Genomic DNA, 22,773 nt, shown 5'->3' on the forward strand with positions numbered 1-22,773 from the left:
ATCTCCTTGAAATGTGTTTACCGGCGGGCAAAACGGCTCAGGGGCGATAAAGAGCCAGGAGTTCGTCCACCTTTTTACGTGTGCCGCCGTTGCTGCTAATGCTACGCCGCACCTTAACCTGAAAATGCTTCGCGGCTTTGTACCATTCGCGCGTATCAGGGGTATCGTGATTTGAAATTAACACCGGAATTCTTTTGCTGACCAGTTTTTCCGCCATCTCCGCCAGGCGGGCCTGTTCGGCCGGGCTGAAGCTATTGGTGTGGTAGGCGGTGAAGTTCGCCGTCGCAGACAGCGGCGCATAAGGCGGATCGCAGTAGACCACCGAGTTTACGCCTGCCAGTTCCATGCACTCTTCATAGGAGAGGCAGTGGAACTCTGCATTCTGCGCTTTCTTCGCAAAATGATACAGCTCGTCCTGCGGGAAGTACGGGCGCTTATAACGACCAAACGGCACGTTAAATTCGCCGCGCAAATTATACCGGCACAGGCCGTTGTAACCATGACGGTTGAGGTAAAGGAACAGCAGCGCGCGGCGGAACGGATCCTGGCTCTGATTAAATTCCGTGCGGAACTGATAGTAAACGTCAGGGCTGTTGTTCTCTGGCGTAAACAGCTTGCGCGCCTCTTCCACATACTCATCTGTACGCAGCTTAACGATGTTATAGAGGCTGATAAGGTCGCTGTTGATATCCGCCAGGATATAACGAGAAAAATCGGTGTTCAGGAACACCGATCCCGCACCCACGAAGGGCTCGATAAGACACTCGCCTTTTGGCAGGTGCTTTTTAATATCATCGAGCAGGGGGTATTTCCCCCCTGCCCATTTCAGAAAAGCGCGATTTTTTTTCATGCTGACTAACTGATTACACCTTCTCCGGCTGTGGAGAAAGCTCCGACAGCATCCTGCGCTTTAAACATTACTTCAGATCGGCCTGCACCTGATGAATCGGCTTCGCCCACGGGTTTTTCGCCTGAACGTCTGCTGGCAGTGTCGCCACGGCGCGCTTCGCTTCATCTTTAGAAGCATACACACCGCTCACCAGCACGTACCACGGCTGTCCGTTACGGGTTGTCTGATAAACCACGTAGTTTTTCAGATTCGATTTCTTCGCCCAGCCGTTGAGGTTGTCATAGTTAGACGAACTGCTCAACTGCAGCGTGTAGTTGCTGGACGGTGCAGATTTCAGCGAACCGACGTTGCCAGCTGTTTTACCTGCTGCAGCACTGGAAGCCGTCGCCGTTGCGGCAGGCGCAGCGGTGGCAGCAGGTGCCGTTGTGGTTGCCGTCGCTTTCGGCGCAGTCTGCGTGACTGGCGCTTTGGCCGGCTCGCTCACGGCAGCCGTTTCAGTGCGTTTCGGCTGTACCGGTGCGGCTTTCACTTCAGGCGCTTTTACCACGGCCTGAGGCTTGGTTTCACGCTTCGGCTCAATGACCGCCTGCTTACGTTCAGGACGCGTCGCAGTTTGCGTCTGGCGCGGTTTAGTTTCCGTTGCTGCCGTCTGCGGCTGCGCGGTAGCACCGTGGATCGGCGCGACGGTTGCAGGTTCAGTTGGCAGCGTAGAGTTAACCACAACGTTATCAACCTGCTGCTGGTTTTGCGGCTGCATCAGCGCATTGTTCAGGTCTCCCTGAACTTCAACACGCTGCTGGCCTTCGGGCGTGACAGGTGCCTGGCCCTGAGCAGGCGTTGATGAAACGGGCGGCAGAGAAACATCCTGCGGCGTCGTTGTGTTGCTGGCAGTCTGCTCAGCGGAAGTGGTGCCCGGCGCTGGCTGTGCACCATTCGCCTGATCCGTCGCATCATTACCGGAGAGGTTGATGCTCTTCTCTGCGGAGGCGGTTTGTTCGGTTGAGTTGGTGGACGGTGCTTTCAGCGCGGAGCCAATGCCAACAATCAGCAGCACAAGCACCAGAACGCCAAGTCCCATCATGATGTACTGACGGGAGGCCGGTTTCTGCGCTGCGGCTTTTTTACGTTTACGCGGGCGACGCTCTACAGGCTGTTCGTCCATTGAATCTTCTTCGGACTCATAATCCTCTTCTTCTCGCTCATCACGCGCGTTGCGGCTGCGCGAAGGGCGACGATCGTCTGCATCCAGATCAACATCGTCAAAGTTGATCTGCGGCTCGTTATCACGTTCTGAAGATTGACGAGAACGACCAGTACGACGATCGCTGGGATCGGGTTTCAGCTCGTCTTCTGGTTTGAATTCATCCATTTAACACCCCACTCAAAGGCTTATGCCTACGTCTTTGCATTTCGCCTGAAGCTAAACGACCACCGATAACAGTGGCCTGACCTTTCTAGTTGTTACGCCTGCTGGCAATCAGCAATGGCGCCAAGAACGACATCGTGCGACACTCCGCCGCGCACTTCACTCTTCCCTATTGCAAGCGGGAGTACAAGACGCATCTCACCTGCCAATACTTTTTTATCGCGCATCATGTGGGGTAAATACGCCTGCGCCGACATCTCCTGCGGCCCGGTGACCGGCAAACCTGCACGTTCAAGTAGCGCAATGATACGTGCCGTCTCTTCCGGTTTAAACTGCCCAAGACGTTCAGAGGTGCGGGCTGCCATGACCATGCCAGCCGCGACGGCTTCACCGTGCAGCCAGTTGCCGTAACCCATTTCGGCTTCAATGGCGTGGCCAAACGTATGCCCAAGATTCAGTAAAGCACGTAAGCCGGTTTCACGCTCGTCTGCCGCGACAACTTCTGCTTTCAGCTCACAACAACGACGAATGCAGTATGCCAGTTTCGCCTCATCCAGGCGCAGCAGCGCATCCATATTCTCTTCAAGCCAGTTAAAGAACTCGCCATCCAGAATAATGCCGTATTTGATCACTTCAGCCAGCCCAGAGGCCAGCTCGCGTTTCGGCAGGGTTTTCAGGCAGTCGAGATCCACCACCACCGACGCAGGCTGGTAGAACGCGCCAATCATGTTTTTGCCGAGGGGATGGTTGACTGCCGTTTTGCCACCGACAGAGGAGTCGACCTGAGATAGCAACGTGGTCGGGATTTGAATAAAACGGACGCCACGCTGATAGCTTGCGGCCGCAAAGCCGGTCAGATCGCCCACAACACCGCCGCCCAGGGCAAGCAGTGTTGTATCGCGACCGTGCGGTTTTTGCAGCAATGCGGTAAAGACGGTATCGAGTACCGTCAAGCTTTTATACTGCTCGCCATCGGGCAGAATCACACTGTCGACTTTTACGCCTGCCTGCTCAAGCAGGTGGCGCACGCGGTCGAGATAAAGCGGAGCCAGCGTCTCATTGGTGACCAGCATCGCCTGATCACCCGCTTTTAGTGGTAAAAAGGAAGCTGGGTCGTTAAACAAACCAGCCGCGATGGTGATAGGGTAACTACGTTCCCCGAGAGTAACTGTAATCCTCTCCATGACGCGACATCCACCTTTAATGCTTTTACCCGCAGGCGAGTGTATATAAAGCCAGAATCAGTTGCTTTCCAGCATATGAATAATCTGGTTTGCAACCACTTTAGCGCTCTGATCGTCGGTACGAATGGTCACATCGGCAATCTCTTCATACAGCGGATTGCGTTCGTCGGCCAACGCTTCCAGAACTTCGCGTGGTGGCGTTTCAACCTGCAGCAGCGGGCGCTTTTTATCGCGCTGCGTACGTGCCAGCTGTTTCTCAATGGTCGTCTCAAGATAGACCACTACGCCACGGGCGGAGAGACGGTTGCGGGTTTCGCGAGATTTCACAGAGCCACCGCCTGTTGCCAGTACGATGCCCTGTTTTTCCGTGAGTTCGTTGATCACTTTTTCTTCTCGGTCACGGAAACCTTCTTCGCCTTCTACATCGAAAACCCAGCCCACATCAGCTCCGGTTCGTTTCTCAATCTCTTGATCAGAATCGTAAAATTCCATATTGAGTTGTTGAGCTAACTGACGCCCAATAGTGCTTTTGCCGGCACCCATAGGCCCAACCAGAAAGATATTGCGTTTCTCTGCCATTTTATCGGTACTACTAAGACTATTCGTTAATGGTAATCCCCGCTTCGCAGACACCCGGCGTAGCAGGACATGAACTGAAACCTCATATGCAATAGAGCGAGAGTCAGACTAAAAATTATCTCAATACTCCGGCTTGTTTGGCAACTGATTAAATCACCGCGCCGGACGCATAAGGTAATAAGACGTAAGTCCAACTCAAATCGGTACTCCTTGTATGCTAATTCATGCCCCACGTCAAACATCTGCAACAATCTGAATGCAAAATCATTGCGGGGATCGTTACCCGTTAGTGAATACCGACCAGACGTGGCGTAATAAACACCACTAACTCACGCCGCTCATTATCTTTTCCATCATGGCGAAAAAGCTGTCCCAGCCAGGGGATGCTCCCAAGCCCGGGCACGCTGTCACTGCCGGTTTTGTTCTTTTGCGAGAAAATCCCCCCCAGCGCCAGCGTTTCTCCACTTTTTACCTCCACCTGGGTTTCTATCTCCTGCTTATCGATGGCAAGCGTTTCGCCATCGGCCTGCTGCAGCACCTGTCCCGGCATGTTTTCACTGATGTGTAGCTTCAGGCGCACGCGTCCACCGGGCAATACTACCGGCGTGACCTCCATTCCGAGTACCGCCTCTTTGAACTCCACCGAGGTCGCCCCGCTTTCACCGCTTGAAACCTGATACGGGATCTCACTCCCCTGCTTAATGCTGGCCGGTTGCATGTGCGAGGCCAGCAGCCGCGGGCTGGCAATGATATCGACCTGCTGTTTTTGCTCCAGCGCAGAGAGCTCCAGATCCAGCAGCCTGCCGTTAATCCGCCCGATGTTAAACCCCACATGCGTGGTAGCACTGGCCACGGAAAGATCGCTGCCAAGCGTCGTGAGCTGTCCAACCTTGCCCGCCTCAGTGGCCTCGGCAAGATTCCACTTCACCCCCAACTCTCGCAGGCTTTTTTCATTAATGGTGACAATGTGCGCCGCCAGTTCGACCTGCTCGACGGGAATATCCATCTGAGCCGCCCACTGCTGCAGCGCCTCCAGCACCGCCTGGTTATCCCTGATGAGCAGACGGTTGGTGCGTTTGTCGACAGATAAACTCCCCTTTGGGCTCAGGAGCTTTTCAGCCGCTTTTTGCAGTTCTCCGGCATCCGCATAAGAAAATGGGATGCTGTGCGAGACCAGCGGAGCATCAAGCTGTCGACGCGCTCGCTCCTGCTCTAAACGTTCCCGCTGTTCACGCTGCCAGGCCGCGGTATGGACATAATAAATACCGCCCTCCTCTCGTAAAACGAGTCCGGCGCTGGTGACTACCGTCTGTAACGCCTGCCGCCAGGGAACGCGCGTCAGGTTAAGCGAGAGCGTGCCGCCGACATCCGGCGATACCACCAGATTACGGTTCTCCTGCGCAACCAGCGCCTGTAGCACCTGAACCACCGGCACGTCATCCACCACCAGCGTGACCGGCTTTGGCGCGGCGGCCCACAGCGGGCGGCTGAACGCCAGCAGCAACAGCACTATCCTTAACTTCATTTTTATCCTTTCCTTCTCGTTGCCACGCCCATTCTTCGGGATCGCATGTGTCACCCACATCAATAACCAGTTCCGTTTCATTGATGGCCGTTATCCGCCAGCCCGCCGGGAAACGTTCGTGCTCTTTCAGACGATGCCAGCGCCGTTGCCCATCCAGCAAAATACCAACGCGCTGCTGCCCTCCCACCATTCCGCGGTAGTGCCACTGTGCCAGTTCGGCTGTGGCGCAGGGGTCGTCCGGCGGGCGAAACGGATCGCGCATGCCGGTCAACAGCAGCGCCGAGCAAACCAGCAGGTATCTCGCGCTATTTCGCATGTTCCAGCTCCAGCCTCAGGCGTAACGCCGTACTTTGTGGCGCAAGCGTGAAAGCAGCGACCCGCACATCCCGCTGCGCCAGCCGGGAAAAAAGAGGCGGGATCGCCTGCCACTGCGCCTCCAGCGCCAGTTCACCACCGTTTTGCAACGGCTTCCAGTGAAGGAGCCTTGTACCCTCCCCCTGAAAATCGAGCGGTGAAAAGGGCTTTACCTCCAGTGCCGTCCGGGTTTGCGGGCTAAACGGCACCTGACTGGCGGTGGGCCACAGCGACGCGTTAGTCCGCGCCGCCTGGCTCACCTGCTGCCGCTGATCCGCACACTGCCTCTCTGCTGGCCGGAGCAATACACCCCATGCTGTCAGGCCCATCAGGAGAATACCCAGCCCCCCGCAGACCAGCCGACACCAGGGACGACTTTCACACCAGCGTTCTAGCAAGGTCTCCACGCATTACCCCTCGCTTTTCAGGTGCAGAGTGAACATCCAGCGCCCCTGGCTATCCTGCCGGAGTTCCCCCTCAGAACCGGGCGTAAAGCCGTCTATGTGCTCCAGCCCATTACGCAAGGCAGAAAGCGCCTGCAGGGTAGTGGCATAGCCGATCAACATCAGAGCAGGAGGCTGATAACGCAGCTCTGTCAGCCATACCTGCGCAGGCATGGCCTCAGAAAGTGACTCCAGCACCGGTTGCCATGCGCGGCGCGGCGGCGTGCCCGCAGGGTTCTGCACCTCTGCGGTGGGTCGCTGTCGAGACACAAGACCACGCTGCACGGACTGCGTACCCGCCAGTTGAGCCTGTAGCGCGCGCAGCGTTACCAGATGGTTCATCCTTATGCTAAAAACGGCCATCAGCATGAGCAGCAATGCGCCGACAAATACGCCGCCCCAGAAACGCAGGCATCGCGCGCGCCGCTGCTGACGCCAGGGCAGGAGGTTGGTCACGTTCATTCAGGCACCTCGCTCATGGCCAGCGCCAGCGCGACGGTATAGTCAGCCCCGCATTCGGGAAGAGGCGCATGCCAGCGCTGCAGCATTTCCCATGGGGTTCGTTCGGCATCAAAGAACGCGATGTCATTCTGGTTAAGGGCCAGCAGCGCCGCCAGCTCAGTGACGTTTTCTGCTTCAGTGGTATAACGACGCCCCCACTGATGGCGCATAGCCCACAGCCAGTGATGCGCATCCCGCCAGGCGACGCACTGCGTCGGCGCTACCGCAGGCAGCAGGTTCGCCAGCGCGCTGGCATCCGGGGTGATGGTCGCCAGCCGCAAACGTAGCGTTTTCGCCAGATCAAGAAGCGTTTCAACCTCTTTGTTTTGTGCGGCAGTCACGTGAAACGTATTGCTGAAGGTGTCCTGGGTGTAGTCGAAACAGAGGGACTCTGTCGACATCTCCAGTTCGCGCGAAAGCGCCGCCCCCATCCACGAGAGCTGCTCGCTGTCGCGCAATGCAAGAGCCGGTCGGGGCAACTTTTTTTGCAGAGTCCGTGCAGCAGGAAAGGAGAGAAATACCCGGTGGTAGTGCGGGAGCGCTTTTCGCCAGTCGCGTAAGGCATCGGCCAGCGCTTCTGGCTGACAAATTTTGCCGTCACGAATGATGCCTTCGGCCAGAGAAATGGCCCACCAGCGGCGTAAGCACCAGCCGCCTCTCTCCCGGACCAGTGCCGTAATCAGGACCTTATCCTGTTGAATATGAACGCCCGTTTGCCATGTTTTGAAAGCCATGCTTCACGATCTCCTTATCACCCGTCGCCTTGACGGCTATATCAATGAATCAGGCTTGCCTTTATACTACCGCGCGATTGTTTAGAAACTGCCCAAGTGAAACCAAATGGGAAATCTCCGGTGAAGTTCGTAAAGTATTTATTCATCCTTGCAGTCTGTTGCATTCTGCTGGGAGCAGGCTCGATTTACGGTTTGTACAAATATATTGAGCCACAGCTACCTGATGTCGCCACGCTCCGCGATGTGCGTCTCCAGATCCCAATGCAGGTCTATAGCGCCGATGGCGAGCTGATGGCCCAGTATGGCGAGAAGCGTCGTATCCCGCTGACCTTAAACCAAATTCCTCCCGTGATGGTGAAAGCTTTTATCGCCACAGAGGACAGCCGTTTCTACGAGCACCACGGTGTCGATCCGGTCGGGATTTTCCGTGCCGCAAGCATTGCGTTGTTCTCCGGTCACGCCTCCCAGGGGGCGAGCACCATTACGCAACAGCTGGCGCGTAACTTCTTCCTCAGCCCTGAAAAGACGCTGACGCGTAAGATCAAAGAGGTGTTCCTGGCGATCCGTATTGAGCAGCTGCTGAACAAGGACGAGGTCCTTGAGCTGTACCTCAATAAAATCTACCTGGGCTACCGTGCCTATGGCGTGGGGGCAGCCGCGCAGGTGTACTTCGGTAAGCCTGTTGAACAGCTCACCCTAAGCGAAATGGCAACCATTGCCGGTCTGCCAAAAGCGCCGTCCACGTTTAACCCGCTTTACTCGCTCGATCGCGCTACCTCACGTCGTAATGTCGTCCTGTCACGTATGCTGAGCGAAGGCTATATCAGCCAGAGCGAGTACGACCAGGCGCGTAACGACGTCATTGACGCCAATTATCACGCCCCTGAGATCGCCTTCTCTGCCCCTTATCTGACCGAAATGGTGCGCCAGGAGATGGTGAGTCGTTATGGCGACAAGGCCTATGAAGATGGCTATCGCGTGTACACCACCGTTACCCGTAAAGTGCAGCAGGCGGCTCAGGACGCGGTGCGCAATAACGTGATGGACTACGATATGCGTCACGGCTATCGCGGACCGTCGAACGTGCTCTGGAAAGTGGGCGAAAGCGCATGGGACAGCAAAAAAATCACCAGCACGCTGAAAGCGCTGCCAACCTATGGTCCGCTCCTTCCAGCCGTAGTGACGCAGGCCGATCCTCAGGAAGCCGTTGCGACGCTGGCGGACGGCACGTCCGTCTCCCTGCGCATGGACGGTATTCGCTGGGCGCGTCCATACCGTTCGGACACCCTGCAGGGGCCAACGCCGCGCAAGGTGACCGACGTGGTACAGGCCGGGCAGCAGATTTGGGTGCGCAAGTCAGGCGATGCCTGGTGGCTGGCGCAGGTACCGGATGTGAACTCGGCTCTGGTCTCCATCAACCCACAGAACGGGGCGGTAATGGCGCTGGTCGGCGGGTTCGATTTCAACCAGAGCAAATTTAACCGCGCCACGCAGGCGCTGCGTCAGGTGGGTTCCAACATCAAGCCGTTCCTCTACACGGCTGCAATGGATAAGGGACTGACCCTTGCCAGCATCCTAAACGACGTGCCGATCTCCCGCTGGGATGCCGGTGCCGGTTCCGACTGGCAGCCGAAGAACTCTCCTGCGGAGTATGCCGGTCCTATTCGTCTTCGCCAGGGTCTGGGGCAGTCGAAAAACGTGGTGATGGTGCGTGCCATGCGCGCGATGGGCGTCGACTATGCGGCAGAGTACCTGCAGCGCTTCGGCTTCCCGGCGCAGAACATCGTTCGCACCGAGTCGCTGGCGCTGGGCTCAGCCTCCTTTACGCCGCTTCAGGTCGCCCGCGGATACTCGGTGATGGCCAACGGCGGCTTCCTGGTTGACCCGTACTTCATCAGCAAAATCGAGAACGACCAGGGCGGCGTGCTGTTTGAAGCGAAGCCGAAAATTGCCTGCCCTGAGTGTGATATTCCGGTTATTTACGGCAACACGCCGAAATCCGAGGTGCTCGAAAACAAGGACATGGAAGACCCTGCCGTTTCTCAGGAGCAGCCAAATATCGTCTTGCCGCAGCCGCAGCTGGAGCAGGCTAACCAGTCGCTGGTGGCGCAGACCGGCGCGCAGGAGTATGCCCCGCACGTGATCAACACGCCGCTGGCGTTCCTGATCAAGAGCGCGCTGAACACCAACATCTTCGGTGAACCCGGCTGGCAGGGTACCGGCTGGCGAGCAGGGCGCGATCTGCAGCGCCATGATATCGGCGGTAAAACCGGGACAACTAACAGCTCGAAGGATGCGTGGTTCTCCGGCTATGGGCCGGGTGTGGTGACGTCAGTCTGGATCGGTTTCGACGATCATCGCCGTGATTTAGGCCGTACCACGGCATCCGGCGCGATTAAAGATCAGATTTCCGGCTACGAAGGCGGCGCCAAAAGCGCGCAGCCGGCCTGGGATGCCTACATGAAATCCGTTCTTGAAGGCGTGCCGGAGCAGCCGCTGACGCCGCCACCGGGCGTGGTGACGGTCAATATTGACCGCAGCACCGGCCAGCTCGCTAACGGCGGTAATAGCCGTGCCGAGTATTTTATCGAAGGTACGCAGCCAACCACACAGGCGGTGCATGAGGTGGGTACAGAGATTATTGATAACGGCGAAACGCACGAGCTGTTTTAAGCATAAAAATGCCCGGTAAAAACCGGGCAAAGAATTGCAGGCCGGGTAAGGCGAAGCCGCCACCCGGCTTTTTTATGGCCTACAGCCGCCCTTGCCCCTTCAGCCACTCGCGAACCAGGAACAGCGCGCTCACGTTGCGAGCCTCGTTAAAGTCAGGGTCTTCAAGCAGATCCATCAGATGCGCCAGCGGCCAGCGAACCTGCGGCAGCGGCTCTGGTTCATCTCCCTCCAGCGATTCAGGATAGAGATCTTCAGCCACCACAATGTTCATTTTGCTGGAAAAATAGGACGGCGCCATGCTCAGTTTTTTCAGGAACGACAGTTCGTTCGCGCCAAAACCCACCTCTTCTTTCAGCTCGCGGTTTGCTGCTTCAAAGACCGTTTCACCCGGATCGATGAGCCCTTTCGAGAACCCAAGCTCGTAAGATTCCGTCCCCACGGCGTATTCGCGGATCAAAATCAGATGATCGTCGACGATAGGGACAATCATCACCGCTTCGCGCGAAGAGGGGCGCATACGCTCATAAACACGACGCACACCGTTGCTGAACTCCAGGTCCACACTCTCGACGTTAAACAGGCGCGATTTGGCGACAGTTTCAACGTGCAGAATGGTGGGTTTTTGTAGTGGTTTGCTCATCTTGATGGGGTCTTAGCAGTGTGAACTGGCGTTATTGTGCGATATGCCGCACGGTTTCGGCAATGTCAATTGTTCTTTATTTACATTTATGCAACGCAGCAGGGATCAATCCTCAATTCAAAACAAATGTCAAGAGGTTGAAATGTTTCCAGGAATTTGCTGATATCGCGCCATGACAGGCTTTGCTATCATCACCGGTCACTGGGATGCGCTTTAGAATGCTCAAGTTCGACTCCATACTTGCCGATAGCCAGCCACAGACTCTCATTCAATGTAAAGGTGCTACTGACTACACCTGTAAGATAAGTAAGATGGGGAAAGCATGAGCACCATTTTGATTGTTCTCGCTGCTATGCTGGTCAGCGCATTGATTGCAGGGTGGCTGTACAGGCGACGCATACAGCGCCGTTACCGGCTGCCCTTTTTAAATGCCTTCGCGGGTGCGACAACGCGTAAACTCACGCAAGACGAGCTCGATGCAGTTGAAAACTATCTCGAAACGCTGAACCGTTCTCAGTTAACGCCTGGGCCGACGGGAGCCACGACTGCACCTGTGGCGCTTAAGCTTAACGCGCAAAGTGACACCGTGCTCTGCGTGACGCGCTCCATCACGCGCTATGGCATTACGACTGACGACCCCAACAAGTGGCGCTACTACCTGGATTCGGTTGAGGTGCATCTGCCTCCGTCCTGGGAGCAGTACATTAACGACGAAAACAGCGTTGAGCTGATTCACACCGATTCGCTGCCGCTGGTAATCTCGCTCAACGGCCATACCCTGAATGACTATCTTCACGAAGCCCCGCGCTTTGCGCTGGAACGCGCGAGTTCAACGCAGGCCTCTATTCGTGGTGAAGAGACCGAGCAGATTGAGCTACTGAATATTCGTCAGGAGACGCATGAAGAGTACGCCCTGAGCCGTCCGGACGGTATTCGTGAAGCCATCCTGATCGTTGCCGCTTTCCTGCTCTTTTTTGTCTGCCTGCTGACGCCGGACGTCTTTGTCCCATGGCTGGCGGGTGGCGCAGTGTTGCTTCTTGCGGCCGGGCTGTGGGGGCTCTTTGCCCCACCGGCCAAAACCTCGCTGCGGGAGATCCACTGCCTGCGTGGCACGCCAAAGCGCTGGGGCCTGTTCGGTGAGAACGATCAGGAGCATCTCAACAATATCTCACTCGGGATTATCGACCTGATCTACCCGCGCCACTGGCAACCGTGGATTGCGCAGGATTTAGGGCAGAAAACCGATATTGATATCTATCTTGACCGCCACGTTGTGCGACAGGGGCGCTTCCTGTCTCTGCATGATGAAGTGAAAAATTTCCCGCTTCAGCACTGGCTCCGCAGCACGGTCATCGCCGCCGGCGCCGGGCTGGTGTTTATCATGCTGCTGCTTTTCGTGCCGCTGGATATGCCCATCAAATTTACCCTGTCGTGGATCAAAGGCGCGCAGACCATCGAGGCGACCAGCGTCAACCAGCTCGATGAAGCGGGTGTACGGGTGGGCGATACGCTGCGCCTGAAAGGCACCGGAATGTGTAATATCCATACCCCGGGGGCGTGGAACACGCGCCAGAATTCACCGTTCACGCCGTTCGACTGTTCGCAAATTATCTGGAACGACGCGCCGCCGCTGCCGCTGCCGGAATCCGAAGTGGTGAATAAAGCCACGGCGCTGACCCAGACGGTCAACCGCCAGCTGCACCCGAAACCGGACGATGATTCACGCGTCAGCCCCGCGCTGCGTTCCGCTATTCAGAAATCAGGCATGATTCTGCTGGATGATTTTGGCGACATTGTCCTGAAAACCCAGGACTTATGCTCCTCGCAGGATGAGTGCATACGCCTCAAGAACGCGCTGGTTAACCTCGGGAACAGTAAAGACTGGGACTCGCTGGTGAAACGCGCCGAGGCGGGACGACTGGATGGCGTCAACGTGCTGCTGCGTCCGGTCAGCGCGGAATCGCTTGATAACCTGGTCGCCACCTCGACATCGCCGTTTATGATGCGCGAAACCACCCGGGCGGCTCAGGCGCTCAACAGTCCGGCACCGGGCGGCTTTGTGATTGCCAGCGATGAAGGCAGCGACCTGGTCGATCAGCCTTACCCGCAGGTAGCGCTTTATGACTACCCGGCCCAGGAGCAGTGGAGCCAGTTCCAGCGTCTGGCGCAGATGCTGATGCAAACGCCGTTCAGTGCCGAAGGGATTGTCACAAGCATCTTCACCGACGCCAACGGCACGCGCCATATCGGCCTGCACCGGATGCCGGACAGCGCAGGATTGTGGCGTTACATTGGCACCTCTCTGCTGATGATCGCCATGCTGATCGCCATTTTCTGGAACGGTTTTATGGCCCTGCGCCGCTACCAGCGCTCCCGCACGCGTCTGGCGGAGATCCAGCAATATTATGAGAATTGCCTCAATCCTAAGCTGATCCCCTCCTCTGAGAGCCTGATCTGATAACGTCGTTGCGCGACAAGATGTGCTACCCTGTCGCGCACGTTTCTTCTGGCTGGAGTTCCCCCCTATGCATCTTGATATCGACTGGCAGCAGGTCGACACCGTTCTGCTGGATATGGACGGCACGCTGCTCGATCTCGCCTTTGATAACTATTTCTGGCAAAAGCTGGTGCCGGAAACCTATGGTGAGCAGCAGGGTATCTCCCCGGCAGAAGCGCAGGCGTTCATTCGTTCGCAATATAGCGCGGTGCAACATACGCTAAACTGGTACTGTCTGGACTACTGGAGCGAGCGCCTCGGTTTGGATATTTGTGCCATGACCACTGCCCAGGGACCACGCGCCGTGCTGCGCGAAGATACGGTTCCCTTCCTGGACGCGCTGAAAGCAAGCGGCAAGCGCCGTATTTTGCTGACTAACGCGCATCCACATAACCTGGCCGTGAAGCTGGAGCATACGGGACTGGCGTCGCACCTTGATTTATTACTTTCCACCCACACATTTGGTTATCCGAAAGAGGATCAGCGGTTGTGGCATGCGGTGAAGGAAGAGACCGGCCTGCAGCCGGAGCGCACGCTGTTCATTGACGACAGCGAGCCTATTCTGGATTCTGCGGCAACGTTTGGCATTCGCTACTGTCTGGGCGTCACTAATCCTGACTCTGGCCTGGCTGAAAAAAGCTATCTGCGCCATCCGGGACTGAACGACTACCGCCAGATGATCCCCTCACTGACCGTGAAGGAGACGCCATGAAAGAAAAGCCCTCAGATGGGGTAAGACTGGATAAATGGCTGTGGGCAGCCCGTTTTTATAAAACGCGCGCCCTTGCCCGTGAAATGGTTGACGGCGGTAAAGTGCATTACAACGGCCAGCGCAGCAAGCCGAGCAAGCTGGTTGAGCTGAACGCCACCTTAACGCTGCGCCAGGGCAACGACGAACGTACGGTAGTGATTAAAGCCATTACCGAACAGCGGCGGCCCGCATCGGAAGCCGTACAGCTTTACGAAGAGACGGCTGAAAGCGTTGAAAAGCGCGAGAAGACCGCGCTGGCGCGCAAAATGAATGCGCTGACCATGCCCCACCCGGACCGGCGACCGGATAAAAAAGAGCGCCGCGATCTGATGAAATTTAAACACGGTGAGAGCTAGTAACCCTCACCCGCACGAGAGATGAAAATGGCCCAACACGACCAATTACACCGCTATCTGTTTGAACAATTCGCCGTGCGCGGCGAGCTGGTCACCGTATCCGAAACCTGGAAACAGATTCTGGAAAACCACAACTACCCGCTGCCGGTGAAGACCCTGTTGGGCGAACTGCTGGTTGCCACCAGCCTGCTGACCGCAACGCTGAAGTTTGCCGGTGATATCACCGTGCAGCTGCAGGGTGACGGCCCGATGACGCTGGCGGTGATCAACGGCAATAACCAGCAGCAGATGCGCGGCGTAGCGCGCGTTCAGGGCGACGTTCCTGAAAATGCTGATCTCAAAACGCTGGTGGGCAATGGCTACCTGGTGATCACCATCTCCCCGGAGGAAGGTGAACGCTATCAGGGCGTGGTCGGTCTGGAAGGCGATACCCTGGCAGCCTGCCTGGAAGATTACTTCATGCGTTCCGAACAGCTGCCGACGCGTCTGTTCATCCGTACCGGTGAAGTGGACGGCCAACCTGCTGCGGGCGGCATGCTGCTGCAGGTTCTGCCAGCGCAGGACGCGCAGACCAATGACTTTGAGCATCTGGCGACGCTGACCGAAACCATCAAGGCGGAAGAACTGTTCAACCTGTCGGCGACCGACGTGCTGTGGCGTCTGTACCACGAAGAAGAAGTGACCGTGTACGATCCGCAGTCCGTGGAGTTTAAGTGCACCTGCTCGCGCGAGCGCTGCGCTGGCGCACTGAAAACTCTGCCGGATGAAGAGATCGACAGCATCATGGCTGAAGACGGCGAAATTGATATGCACTGTGACTACTGCGGTACGCACTACGTGTTCAATTCAATGGATATCGCTGAAATCCGCAATAACGCCTCTCCGGCGGATCCGCAGGTTCATTAATACGCTACCCCTCACCCTGCCCTTTCCCCTTTGCGGAGAGGGTTAGGGTGAGGGGCAAAAATCCCCCAAAAGCTGAATCGTTTTCCCTGTGTAACTCTTACGTAATTTTCTTACATGTATGCGATTACATTCACATTCTCTCCGATAAAATCACCACCTCTTAACCTTTTCGGAACATTTTCCCCAACCAAAAAGCGATTCCTGCGATAATCCGCCTGCACTGTGACTGGAGTCGCAGCGTTTTCCGTTAGTAAGGGTTTTATCCAGATGCACAAATCTATGAGCCCCGTCGCGGTTAACATCCCCAGAAAAACCCTACAATTTCAGGCAGTACATATTGGCTAAGGAGCAGTGATATGCGTGTTACTGGTTTAACCCCGCAAGATCTCAAGGCTTATGGTATTCACGACGTCCAGGAAATCGTCTACAACCCCGATTACGATACGCTGTATCAGGAAGAGCTCAATCCAGCACTGGAAGGATACGAGCGCGGTGTGTTGACGAACCTTGGTGCTATCGCCGTCGATACCGGTATCTTTACCGGTCGTTCGCCGAAAGATAAGTATATCGTCCGAGACGAAACTACCCGCGATACGCTGTGGTGGGCTGACAAGGGCAAAGGGAAGAACGACAACAAACCGCTCTCCCCGGAAACCTGGCAGCATCTGAAAGGGCTCGTCACCCATCAACTTTCCGGTAAGCGTCTGTTCATTGTCGACGCTTTCTGCGGCGCTAACGCCGATACCCGCCTTTCCGTGCGTTTCATTACCGAAGTGGCCTGGCAGGCGCATTTCGTTAAGAATATGTTTATTCGTCCGACCGACGAAGAGCTGCAGGACTTCACACCTGACTTCATCGTGATGAACGGTGCGAAATGCACTAACCCACAGTGGAAAGAGCAGGGTCTGAACTCCGAAAACTTCATTGCCTTCAACCTGACCGAACGTATTCAGCTGATCGGCGGTACCTGGTATGGCGGCGAAATGAAGAAAGGGATGTTCTCGGTCATGAACTACCTGCTGCCGCTGCGCGGTATTGCCTCTATGCACTGCTCGGCGAACGTCGGCGAGAAAGGCGACGTAGCGGTGTTCTTCGGTCTTTCCGGCACCGGGAAAACCACGCTCTCCACCGATCCAAAACGCCGTCTGATTGGCGATGACGAACACGGCTGGGACGATGACGGGGTGTTTAACTTCGAAGGCGGCTGCTACGCGAAGACCATTCGCCTGTCTGAAGAGGCCGAGCCGGATATCTTCCACGCGATCCGCCGCGACGCGCTGCTGGAAAACGTCACCGTACGTGCCGACGGCTCTATCGACTTCGACGATGCGTCAAAAACCGAAAACACCCGCGTCTCTTACCCGATCTACCACATCGACAACATCGTGAAGCCGGTGTCAAAAGCGGGCCATGCCACGAAGGTGATTTTCCTGACGGCGGATGCGTTCGGCGTGCTGCCACCGGTTTCCCGCCTGACCGCCAGCCAGACGCAGTACCACTTCCTCTCTGGCTTTACCGCCAAGCTGGCGGGTACCGAGCGTGGCGTCACGGAGCCAACCCCAACCTTCTCCGCCTGCTTCGGTGCAGCCTTCCTGTCGCTTCACCCGACGCAGTACGCTGAGGTGCTGGTGAAACGCATGCAGGCATCCGGCGCGCAGGCCTACCTGGTGAATACCGGCTGGAACGGCACCGGCAAACGTATCTCTATCAAAGATACCCGCGCCATTATCGACGCCATTCTGGATGGTTCTCTGGATAACGCCGAAACCTTCACGCTGCCGATGTTCGATCTGGCCATTCCGACGGAACTGCCGGGTGTGGACACGCGTATCCTCGACCCGCGCAATACCTACGGATCGCCGGAACAGTGGCGCGAGAAGGCGGAATCGCTGGCGAAGCTGTTTATCGAGAACTTCGAGAAGTACACCGATACCCCGGCGGGCGCTGCGCTGGTGAGCGCGGGTCCGAAGCTGTAGGTAAAAGCAAAAAGGCAACGAAAGTTGCCTTTTTTAATGTTTTCTCCCTCTCCCCGTGGGAGAGGGCCGGGGTGAGGGCATCAGACCGCACTATCCCTCTTTCACCTGCCCCCGCGTCACCGGAACCGGCAACCAGGCGCGAATGCTCAACCCGCCCCGCTCGCTGGTACCAATCTCCAGCAATCCGTTATGGTTATCCACAATACGCTGCACAATCGCCAGGCCTAAGCCCGTACCGCTGGTGCTGCGCGCGCTATCGCCGCGCACAAATGGCTGGAACAGATGCTTACGCTGCTCGGGCTTAATGCCCGGGCCGTCGTCTTCCACCTGGAACCAGGCGCGGTTGAGTTCAGACCCGCTGCTAACCTTAATCCAGCCGTTACCGTAGCGCGCCGCGTTAACCACCATATTGGCCACCGCACGCTTAATGGAAAGCGGGTGCATACGAACCTGAATTTCACCGTCCTGAAGGTCAGTATCAATTTCACGCTCATAACCACTTTCTGCGGCCACCACTTCGCCCAGCACCGCGTTCAGATCGGCCATTTCCATCGGCATCTCCTGACCGGTGCGCAGGTAGTCGATGAACTGCTCGATGATGGCGTTACACTCTTCGATGTCCTTGTTAATAGACTCGGCGAGATAACCGTCCTCTTCACCCATCATCTCCGTCGCCAGACGAATACGCGTTAGCGGGGTGCGCAGGTCATGACTGACGCCGGCCATCAGCAGCGTACGGTCATCCGCCAGCTGCTTAACGCCTGCCGCCATGTGGTTAAACGCGCGCGTTACTGAGCGCACTTCAGAGGCACCATATTCACGCAGTGGAGGAGGAATAATGCCTTTACCGACCTGCAGCGCCGCGTGCTCCAGGTCGACCAGCGGTCGGTTCTGGATACGGATAAACAGCCACGCGCCGCCTATCGCCAGCAGCATAATGGCAAGGGTGTAGCGGAACAGCGGCGAGAAATCGCCCTGATGGATTTCAGTCAGCGGAACGCGTACCCAGATGTTGGGTGACAGCCAGGTTTTCAGCCAGACGACGGGCGAGCTTTTGTTGACCTCAACGCGCACTTCCGTCGGGCCACCCAGCTGTTGCGCCATCTGCTGGCTGAGGAATTCATAGTGCTGCGCCCAGCGCAGGCCAGCATCTTCCGCCGCTTCATTGGAGTAAAGCGAAATGCCCAGTTCACGGTAGATTTCACGGCGAAATGCCGGGGGAACAACCAGCTGCGTGCCGTCCTCCAGCTGCAGCTTATCGGTCATCAGCATACGCACTTCGTAGGCCAGGACCTTATTAAACTGCTGGAGGCTCGGCAGAATCGCAAAGTTCAACACCACCAGGTAGGTCGTCACCAGGCTGACGAACAGCAGGGTGACGATCAGTAAGAGGGTGCGGGCAAACGAGCTTCGCGGCGAGAAGCGCATTCGCCTCATGCTTTAGAGCCGTCCGGAACGAACACGTAGCCCAGACCCCATACGGTCTGAATATAACGAGGATGCGCCGGATCTTCTTCCACCATGCGGCGCAGGCGGGAGATCTGCACGTCGATGGAGCGTTCCATTGCGGAGTATTCGCGACCGCGCGCCAGGTTCATCAGCTTGTCGCGGGAAAGCGGCTCGCGCGGGTGGCTGACCAGCGCTTTCAGTACGGCAAACTCGCCGCTGGTGAGCGGCATTGGCTCATCTTCACGGAACATCTCGCGCGTGCCGAGGTTCAGCTTGAACTTGCCGAAGGCAATGACGGCTTCTTCCTGGGACGGCGCGCCCGGCAGTTCATTCGCCTGACGGCGCAGCACGGCACGAATACGCGCCAGCAGCTCGCGCGGGTTAAACGGTTTTGGAATGTAGTCGTCGGCGCCGATTTCGAGGCCTACGATACGGTCAACTTCTTCGCCCTTCGCCGTCACCATGATGATCGGCATCGGGTTGCTCTGGCTGCGCAGACGGCGGCAGATAGAAAGCCCGTCTTCACCCGGCAGCATCAGGTCGAGAACCATCAGATGGAAAGATTCGCGGGTCAGCAGACGGTCCATCTGCTCAGCGTTCGCGACGCTACGAACCTGGAAGCCCTGCTCGGTCAGATAACGCTCAAGCAGCGCGCGCAGGCGCATGTCGTCATCCACGACCAGAATTTTGTAGTTTTCTTGCATTGTGTGTACTCCCAAAGGTTCGGATAGTCTTTGTAACAGCGTATTCTAAAAAAGTGCACGTATTCGACCAGTTAATTCTGGTATAAATTCTAGTCGAAATTGTTACAAAGCATATTTAACAGCAGCTTATCTGTTCATTTCATCACATAAATCATTATTAATCCTGTCTGTTACACTGTGTGGTACGTATTGTGCGCAAAACAGAGAACCGGCAGCAAAGGCAGCACCATGAAAACGCCCCTGATCACCCGCGAAGGGTACGAAAAGCTCAAAAAAGAGATGGATTACCTGTGGCGCGAAGAGCGTCCTGAAGTGACCAAAAAGGTGACCTGGGCGGCCAGCCTGGGCGATCGCAGCGAAAATGCTGATTATCAGTACAACAAGAAGCGGCTGCGCGAAATTGACCGCCGGGTACGCTATCTGACGAAGTGTCTCGAAAATCTTAAAATTGTCGATTACTCCCCGCAGCAGGAGGGCAAAGTGTTCTTCGGCGCGTGGGTGGAGATTGAAAACGACGATGGTGACATCCTGCGTTTTCGCATCGTCGGTTACGATGAAATTTTTGGTCGTAAAGATTACATTTCTATCGACTCCCCGATGGCCCGCGCACTGCTGAAAAAGGAAGTGGGCGATTTAGCCGTCGTTCAGACCCCAGCCGGTGAAGCCAGCTGGTACGTCAATGAGATCGTCTACGTAAAATAGTCCGAGAGCGCCCTCCCCGGCTGGCATTTTGCCGTGTCAGCCCGTATAACTATCCCCTGATTTTTGACCCACAAGATGATAAAGCCATGATGAAAGATTCGCTCTGCCGCATTATTGCGGGTGAACTTCAGGCCAGAGCCGAACAGGTAGAAGCTGCCGTTCGCCTGCTTGATGAAGGGAACACCGTGCCGTTTATTGCACGTTATCGTAAGGAAGTCACAGGCGGTCTGGATGACACGCAGCTGCGTAACCTGGAGACCCGCCTGGGCTATCTGCGCGAGCTGGAAGAACGTCGTCAGGCGATCCTCAAATCCATCGGCGAACAGGGCAAGCTGACCAGCGAGCTGGAAAGCGCCATTAACGGCACCCTGAGCAAAACTGAACTCGAAGATCTCTATCTGCCGTATAAACCGAAGCGCCGTACCCGCGGGCAGATTGCGATTGAGGCGGGCCTTGAGCCGCTGGCAGAGCTGCTGTGGAATGAGCCATCTCACGACCCGGAAACCGAAGCGGCGAAATTCGTCGACGCCGACAAAGGTGTCGCTGACACCAAGGCCGCTCTGGACGGCGCGCGCTACATCCTGATGGAGCGCTTCGCGGAAGACGCCGCCCTGCTGGCCAAAGTGCGTGATTACCTGTGGAAGAACGCCCACATCGTCTCTACCGTCGTCGCGGGCAAAGAGGAAGAAGGCGCGAAGTTCCGCGACTACTTCGATCACCACGAACCGATTTCGACCACCCCGTCTCACCGCGCGCTGGCGATGTTCCGCGGCCGCAACGAAGGCGTGCTCCAGCTCTCCCTGAACGCCGACCCGCAGTTTGACGAGCCGCCGAAAGAGAGCCACTGCGAGCAGATTATCATCGACCATCTCGGCCTGCGCCTGAACAACGCCCCGGCGGACAGCTGGCGCAAAGGCGTGGTGAGCTGGACCTGGCGCATCAAGGTGCTGATGCACCTGGAAACCGAGCTGATGGGCACCGTGCGCGAACGCGCGGAAGACGAAGCGATCAACGTCTTCGCCCGTAACCTGCATGACCTGCTGATGGCCGCTCCTGCGGGCCTGCGCGCCACCATGGGGCTCGATCCGGGCCTGCGTACCGGCGTGAAGGTGGCGGTCGTTGACGGCACCGGCAAGCTGGTCGCCACCGATACCATATACCCGCACACCGGCCAGGCAGCGAAAGCCGCCGTCGTGGTGGCGGCGCTGTGCGAGAAGTACAACGTGGAGCTGGTTGCCATCGGTAACGGCACCGCATCACGCGAAACCGAGCGTTTCTATCTCGACGTGCAGAAGCAGTTCCCGAAAGTGACGGCACAGAAAGTGATCGTCAGCGAAGCGGGCGCATCGGTCTATTCCGCCTCTGAGCTGGCGGCGCAGGAATTCCCTGAGCTGGACGTTTCCCTGCGCGGCGCGGTCTCCATCGCCCGTCGTCTGCAGGATCCGCTGGCGGAGCTGGTGAAGATCGATCCGAAATCCATTGGCGTGGGCCAGTATCAGCACGACGTGAGCCAGACGCAGCTGGCGCGCAAGCTGGACGCGGTCGTGGAAGACTGCGTAAACGCCGTCGGCGTGGACCTGAACACCGCTTCCGTTCCTCTGCTGACCCGCGTGGCGGGCTTAACCCGCATGATGGCACAGAACATCGTGGCCTGGCGCGATGAGAACGGCCAGTTCCAGAACCGTCAGCAGCTGCTTAAAGTGAGCCGCCTGGGGCCGAAAGCGTTTGAGCAGTGTGCGGGCTTCCTGCGTATCAACCACGGCGATAACCCGCTGGATGCCTCTACCGTTCACCCGGAAGCGTACCCTGTTGTTGAGCGCATCCTGGCCGCCACCCAGCAGGCGCTGAAGGATCTCATGGGCGACAGCAGCGCTCTGCGTAACCTGAAAGCCGTTGATTTCACCGACGACAAATTTGGTGTACCAACCGTTACCGACATTATCAAAGAGCTGGAAAAACCGGGCCGCGATCCGCGTCCTGAGTTCAAAACGGCGACCTTTGCTGACGGCATCGAGACCATGAACGATCTCCTGCCGGGCATGGTGCTGGAAGGCGCGGTGACCAACGTCACCAACTTCGGCGCGTTTGTGGATATCGGCGTGCACCAGGACGGTCTGGTGCATATCTCTTCCCTTGCCGACAAGTTCGTTGAAGACCCGCACACCGTGGTCAAAGCGGGCGACATCGTGAAGGTGAAAGTGCTGGAGGTGGATCTGCAGCGCAAGCGTATCGCCCTGACCATGCGTCTGGATGAGCAGCCGAGCGATACCAGCGCGCGCCGTGGCGGCAACGGCGGAGGCCGCGAGCAGCAGCGTCCGGCCACGAAAGCCACAAAACCGCGCGGGCGTGACGCGCAGCCTGCGGGCAACAGCGCGATGATGGACGCGCTGGCGGCGGCGATGGGTAAGAAACGCTAAGGTAACCCCCCCTCACCCTAACCCTCTCCCCAAAAGGGAGAGGGCCGGGATGAGGGGAATAAAATTCTCTCGAAATATATGAAACCGATTGCACACCCATATTTAAACCGCTATTTATCACTCCATTAACAAATACGCTTTTTATTCCTTCCCGGGTAATTCTGCA

General features: G+C 56.9%; 20 protein-coding genes. 8 read left to right on the top strand and 12 right to left on the bottom strand.

What is annotated here, in order from left to right:
* Nucleotides 1-37 precede the first annotated feature (37 nt).
* The 9 genes from dam to IB212_RS21375 form a co-directional block, all read right to left on the bottom strand.
* Nucleotides 38-850, bottom strand: coding sequence for an adenine-specific DNA-methyltransferase (gene dam / locus IB212_RS21335; RefSeq protein ID WP_028014659.1), 813 nt, complete (start codon nucleotides 848-850; stop codon nucleotides 38-40).
* Nucleotides 851-917: 67 nt separating this feature from the next.
* The gene (gene damX / locus IB212_RS21340) at nucleotides 918-2,219 is read right to left on the bottom strand and encodes a cell division protein DamX (RefSeq protein ID WP_188246202.1); all 1,302 of its coding nucleotides are present in this window, start codon (nucleotides 2,217-2,219) and stop codon (nucleotides 918-920) included.
* A gap of 92 nt (nucleotides 2,220-2,311) precedes the next feature.
* Nucleotides 2,312-3,400 (bottom strand): 3-dehydroquinate synthase, encoded by a 1,089-nt coding sequence (gene aroB / locus IB212_RS21345; RefSeq protein ID WP_041911921.1) that lies wholly within the window; start codon nucleotides 3,398-3,400, stop codon nucleotides 2,312-2,314.
* 57 nt (nucleotides 3,401-3,457) lie between these two features.
* Nucleotides 3,458-3,979, bottom strand: coding sequence for a shikimate kinase AroK (gene aroK / locus IB212_RS21350; RefSeq protein WP_003861630.1), 522 nt, complete (start codon nucleotides 3,977-3,979; stop codon nucleotides 3,458-3,460).
* Between the two features lie 286 nt (nucleotides 3,980-4,265).
* A complete protein-coding gene (hofQ, locus tag IB212_RS21355) occupies nucleotides 4,266-5,504 on the bottom strand; it encodes a DNA uptake porin HofQ (RefSeq protein ID WP_041911920.1) in 1,239 nt (412 codons plus the stop codon).
* Entirely contained in the window at nucleotides 5,416-5,820 is a 405-nt protein-coding gene (locus IB212_RS21360; RefSeq protein ID WP_041911919.1) for a HofP DNA utilization family protein, read from the bottom strand. Before IB212_RS21360 ends, hofQ begins: the two co-directional genes overlap by 89 nt.
* Complete coding sequence (locus tag IB212_RS21365) at nucleotides 5,810-6,265, bottom strand: hypothetical protein (protein WP_041911918.1); 456 nt, start codon at nucleotides 6,263-6,265, stop codon at nucleotides 5,810-5,812. The genes IB212_RS21360 and IB212_RS21365 overlap by 11 nt, the downstream gene beginning before the upstream one ends.
* A 3-nt stretch (nucleotides 6,266-6,268) precedes the next feature.
* Nucleotides 6,269-6,763 carry a PilN domain-containing protein gene (locus IB212_RS21370; protein WP_041911917.1) on the bottom strand — a complete coding sequence of 165 codons (495 nt, stop codon included), beginning with the start codon at nucleotides 6,761-6,763 and terminating at the stop codon, nucleotides 6,269-6,271.
* A complete protein-coding gene (locus IB212_RS21375) occupies nucleotides 6,760-7,536 on the bottom strand; it encodes a hypothetical protein (RefSeq protein WP_041911916.1) in 777 nt (258 codons plus the stop codon). The genes IB212_RS21370 and IB212_RS21375 overlap by 4 nt, the downstream gene beginning before the upstream one ends.
* Nucleotides 7,537-7,656: 120 nt before the next feature.
* Here IB212_RS21375 and mrcA point away from each other — a divergent pair, with 120 nt between their 5' ends.
* Complete coding sequence (mrcA, locus tag IB212_RS21380; RefSeq protein WP_041911915.1) at nucleotides 7,657-10,209, top strand: peptidoglycan glycosyltransferase/peptidoglycan DD-transpeptidase MrcA; 2,553 nt, start codon at nucleotides 7,657-7,659, stop codon at nucleotides 10,207-10,209.
* Between the two features lie 79 nt (nucleotides 10,210-10,288).
* Here the strand turns inward: mrcA and nudE are convergent, their stop codons facing one another.
* Entirely contained in the window at nucleotides 10,289-10,849 is a 561-nt protein-coding gene (nudE, locus tag IB212_RS21385; RefSeq protein WP_028014666.1) for an ADP compounds hydrolase NudE, read from the bottom strand.
* Between the two features lie 322 nt (nucleotides 10,850-11,171).
* Here nudE and IB212_RS21390 point away from each other — a divergent pair, with 322 nt between their 5' ends.
* The 5 genes from IB212_RS21390 (at nucleotide 11,172) to pckA (ending at nucleotide 17,335) form a co-directional block, all read left to right on the top strand.
* Nucleotides 11,172-13,307: an intracellular growth attenuator family protein gene (locus tag IB212_RS21390; protein ID WP_041911913.1), complete on the top strand. Its 2,136-nt coding sequence runs from the start codon at nucleotides 11,172-11,174 to the stop codon at nucleotides 13,305-13,307.
* 67 nt (nucleotides 13,308-13,374) lie between these two features.
* The gene (yrfG, locus tag IB212_RS21395) at nucleotides 13,375-14,058 is read left to right on the top strand and encodes a GMP/IMP nucleotidase (protein WP_028014668.1); all 684 of its coding nucleotides are present in this window, start codon (nucleotides 13,375-13,377) and stop codon (nucleotides 14,056-14,058) included.
* Entirely contained in the window at nucleotides 14,055-14,453 is a 399-nt protein-coding gene (gene hslR, locus IB212_RS21400; RefSeq protein WP_041911912.1) for a ribosome-associated heat shock protein Hsp15, read from the top strand. The genes yrfG and hslR overlap by 4 nt, the downstream gene beginning before the upstream one ends.
* A gap of 21 nt (nucleotides 14,454-14,474) precedes the next feature.
* The gene (gene hslO / locus IB212_RS21405) at nucleotides 14,475-15,359 is read left to right on the top strand and encodes an Hsp33 family molecular chaperone HslO (protein ID WP_161495995.1); all 885 of its coding nucleotides are present in this window, start codon (nucleotides 14,475-14,477) and stop codon (nucleotides 15,357-15,359) included.
* 356 nt (nucleotides 15,360-15,715) lie between these two features.
* A complete protein-coding gene (gene pckA / locus IB212_RS21410) occupies nucleotides 15,716-17,335 on the top strand; it encodes a phosphoenolpyruvate carboxykinase (ATP) (protein WP_041911911.1) in 1,620 nt (539 codons plus the stop codon).
* A 90-nt stretch (nucleotides 17,336-17,425) separates the two neighbouring features.
* Here the strand turns inward: pckA and envZ are convergent, their stop codons facing one another.
* Both envZ and ompR read right to left on the bottom strand, forming a co-directional pair.
* Complete coding sequence (gene envZ / locus IB212_RS21415; RefSeq protein WP_028014672.1) at nucleotides 17,426-18,772, bottom strand: two-component system sensor histidine kinase EnvZ; 1,347 nt, start codon at nucleotides 18,770-18,772, stop codon at nucleotides 17,426-17,428.
* Nucleotides 18,769-19,488, bottom strand: coding sequence for a two-component system response regulator OmpR (gene ompR, locus IB212_RS21420; RefSeq protein ID WP_001157751.1), 720 nt, complete (start codon nucleotides 19,486-19,488; stop codon nucleotides 18,769-18,771). The genes envZ and ompR overlap by 4 nt, the downstream gene beginning before the upstream one ends.
* 228 nt (nucleotides 19,489-19,716) lie before the next feature.
* On the opposite strand from ompR, the gene greB reads away from it, so the two are divergent.
* The gene (gene greB, locus IB212_RS21425) at nucleotides 19,717-20,190 is read left to right on the top strand and encodes a transcription elongation factor GreB (RefSeq protein WP_033146820.1); all 474 of its coding nucleotides are present in this window, start codon (nucleotides 19,717-19,719) and stop codon (nucleotides 20,188-20,190) included.
* 86 nt (nucleotides 20,191-20,276) lie between these two features.
* Nucleotides 20,277-22,607: a Tex family protein gene (locus IB212_RS21430; protein WP_041911910.1), complete on the top strand. Its 2,331-nt coding sequence runs from the start codon at nucleotides 20,277-20,279 to the stop codon at nucleotides 22,605-22,607.
* Nucleotides 22,608-22,773: the final 166 nt, after the last annotated feature.

It is taken from the genome of Enterobacter sp. E12 (assembly GCF_014596715.2).
Taxonomy (GTDB): domain Bacteria; phylum Pseudomonadota; class Gammaproteobacteria; order Enterobacterales; family Enterobacteriaceae; genus Enterobacter; species Enterobacter bugandensis.

What these genes read in the sequence shown, in the direction of transcription:
- yrfG (WP_028014668.1), top strand. Translation starts at nt 13,375, where the DNA reads ATGCATCTTGATATCGACTGGCAGCAGGTCGACACCGTTCTGCTGGAT.
- IB212_RS21360 (WP_041911919.1), bottom strand. Translation starts at nt 5,820, where the DNA reads ATGCGAAATAGCGCGAGATACCTGCTGGTTTGCTCGGCGCTGCTGTTG.
- ompR (WP_001157751.1), bottom strand. Translation starts at nt 19,488, where the DNA reads ATGCAAGAAAACTACAAAATTCTGGTCGTGGATGACGACATGCGCCTG.
- IB212_RS21430 (WP_041911910.1), top strand. Translation starts at nt 20,277, where the DNA reads ATGATGAAAGATTCGCTCTGCCGCATTATTGCGGGTGAACTTCAGGCC.
- IB212_RS21370 (WP_041911917.1), bottom strand. Translation starts at nt 6,763, where the DNA reads ATGAACGTGACCAACCTCCTGCCCTGGCGTCAGCAGCGGCGCGCGCGA.
- IB212_RS21375 (WP_041911916.1), bottom strand. Translation starts at nt 7,536, where the DNA reads ATGGCTTTCAAAACATGGCAAACGGGCGTTCATATTCAACAGGATAAG.
- nudE (WP_028014666.1), bottom strand. Translation starts at nt 10,849, where the DNA reads ATGAGCAAACCACTACAAAAACCCACCATTCTGCACGTTGAAACTGTC.
- dam (WP_028014659.1), bottom strand. Translation starts at nt 850, where the DNA reads ATGAAAAAAAATCGCGCTTTTCTGAAATGGGCAGGGGGGAAATACCCC.
- aroB (WP_041911921.1), bottom strand. Translation starts at nt 3,400, where the DNA reads ATGGAGAGGATTACAGTTACTCTCGGGGAACGTAGTTACCCTATCACC.
- hslR (WP_041911912.1), top strand. Translation starts at nt 14,055, where the DNA reads ATGAAAGAAAAGCCCTCAGATGGGGTAAGACTGGATAAATGGCTGTGG.
- hslO (WP_161495995.1), top strand. Translation starts at nt 14,475, where the DNA reads ATGAAAATGGCCCAACACGACCAATTACACCGCTATCTGTTTGAACAA.
- pckA (WP_041911911.1), top strand. Translation starts at nt 15,716, where the DNA reads ATGCGTGTTACTGGTTTAACCCCGCAAGATCTCAAGGCTTATGGTATT.
- damX (WP_188246202.1), bottom strand. Translation starts at nt 2,219, where the DNA reads ATGGATGAATTCAAACCAGAAGACGAGCTGAAACCCGATCCCAGCGAT.
- IB212_RS21390 (WP_041911913.1), top strand. Translation starts at nt 11,172, where the DNA reads ATGAGCACCATTTTGATTGTTCTCGCTGCTATGCTGGTCAGCGCATTG.
- aroK (WP_003861630.1), bottom strand. Translation starts at nt 3,979, where the DNA reads ATGGCAGAGAAACGCAATATCTTTCTGGTTGGGCCTATGGGTGCCGGC.
- hofQ (WP_041911920.1), bottom strand. Translation starts at nt 5,504, where the DNA reads ATGAAGTTAAGGATAGTGCTGTTGCTGCTGGCGTTCAGCCGCCCGCTG.
- envZ (WP_028014672.1), bottom strand. Translation starts at nt 18,772, where the DNA reads ATGAGGCGAATGCGCTTCTCGCCGCGAAGCTCGTTTGCCCGCACCCTC.
- greB (WP_033146820.1), top strand. Translation starts at nt 19,717, where the DNA reads ATGAAAACGCCCCTGATCACCCGCGAAGGGTACGAAAAGCTCAAAAAA.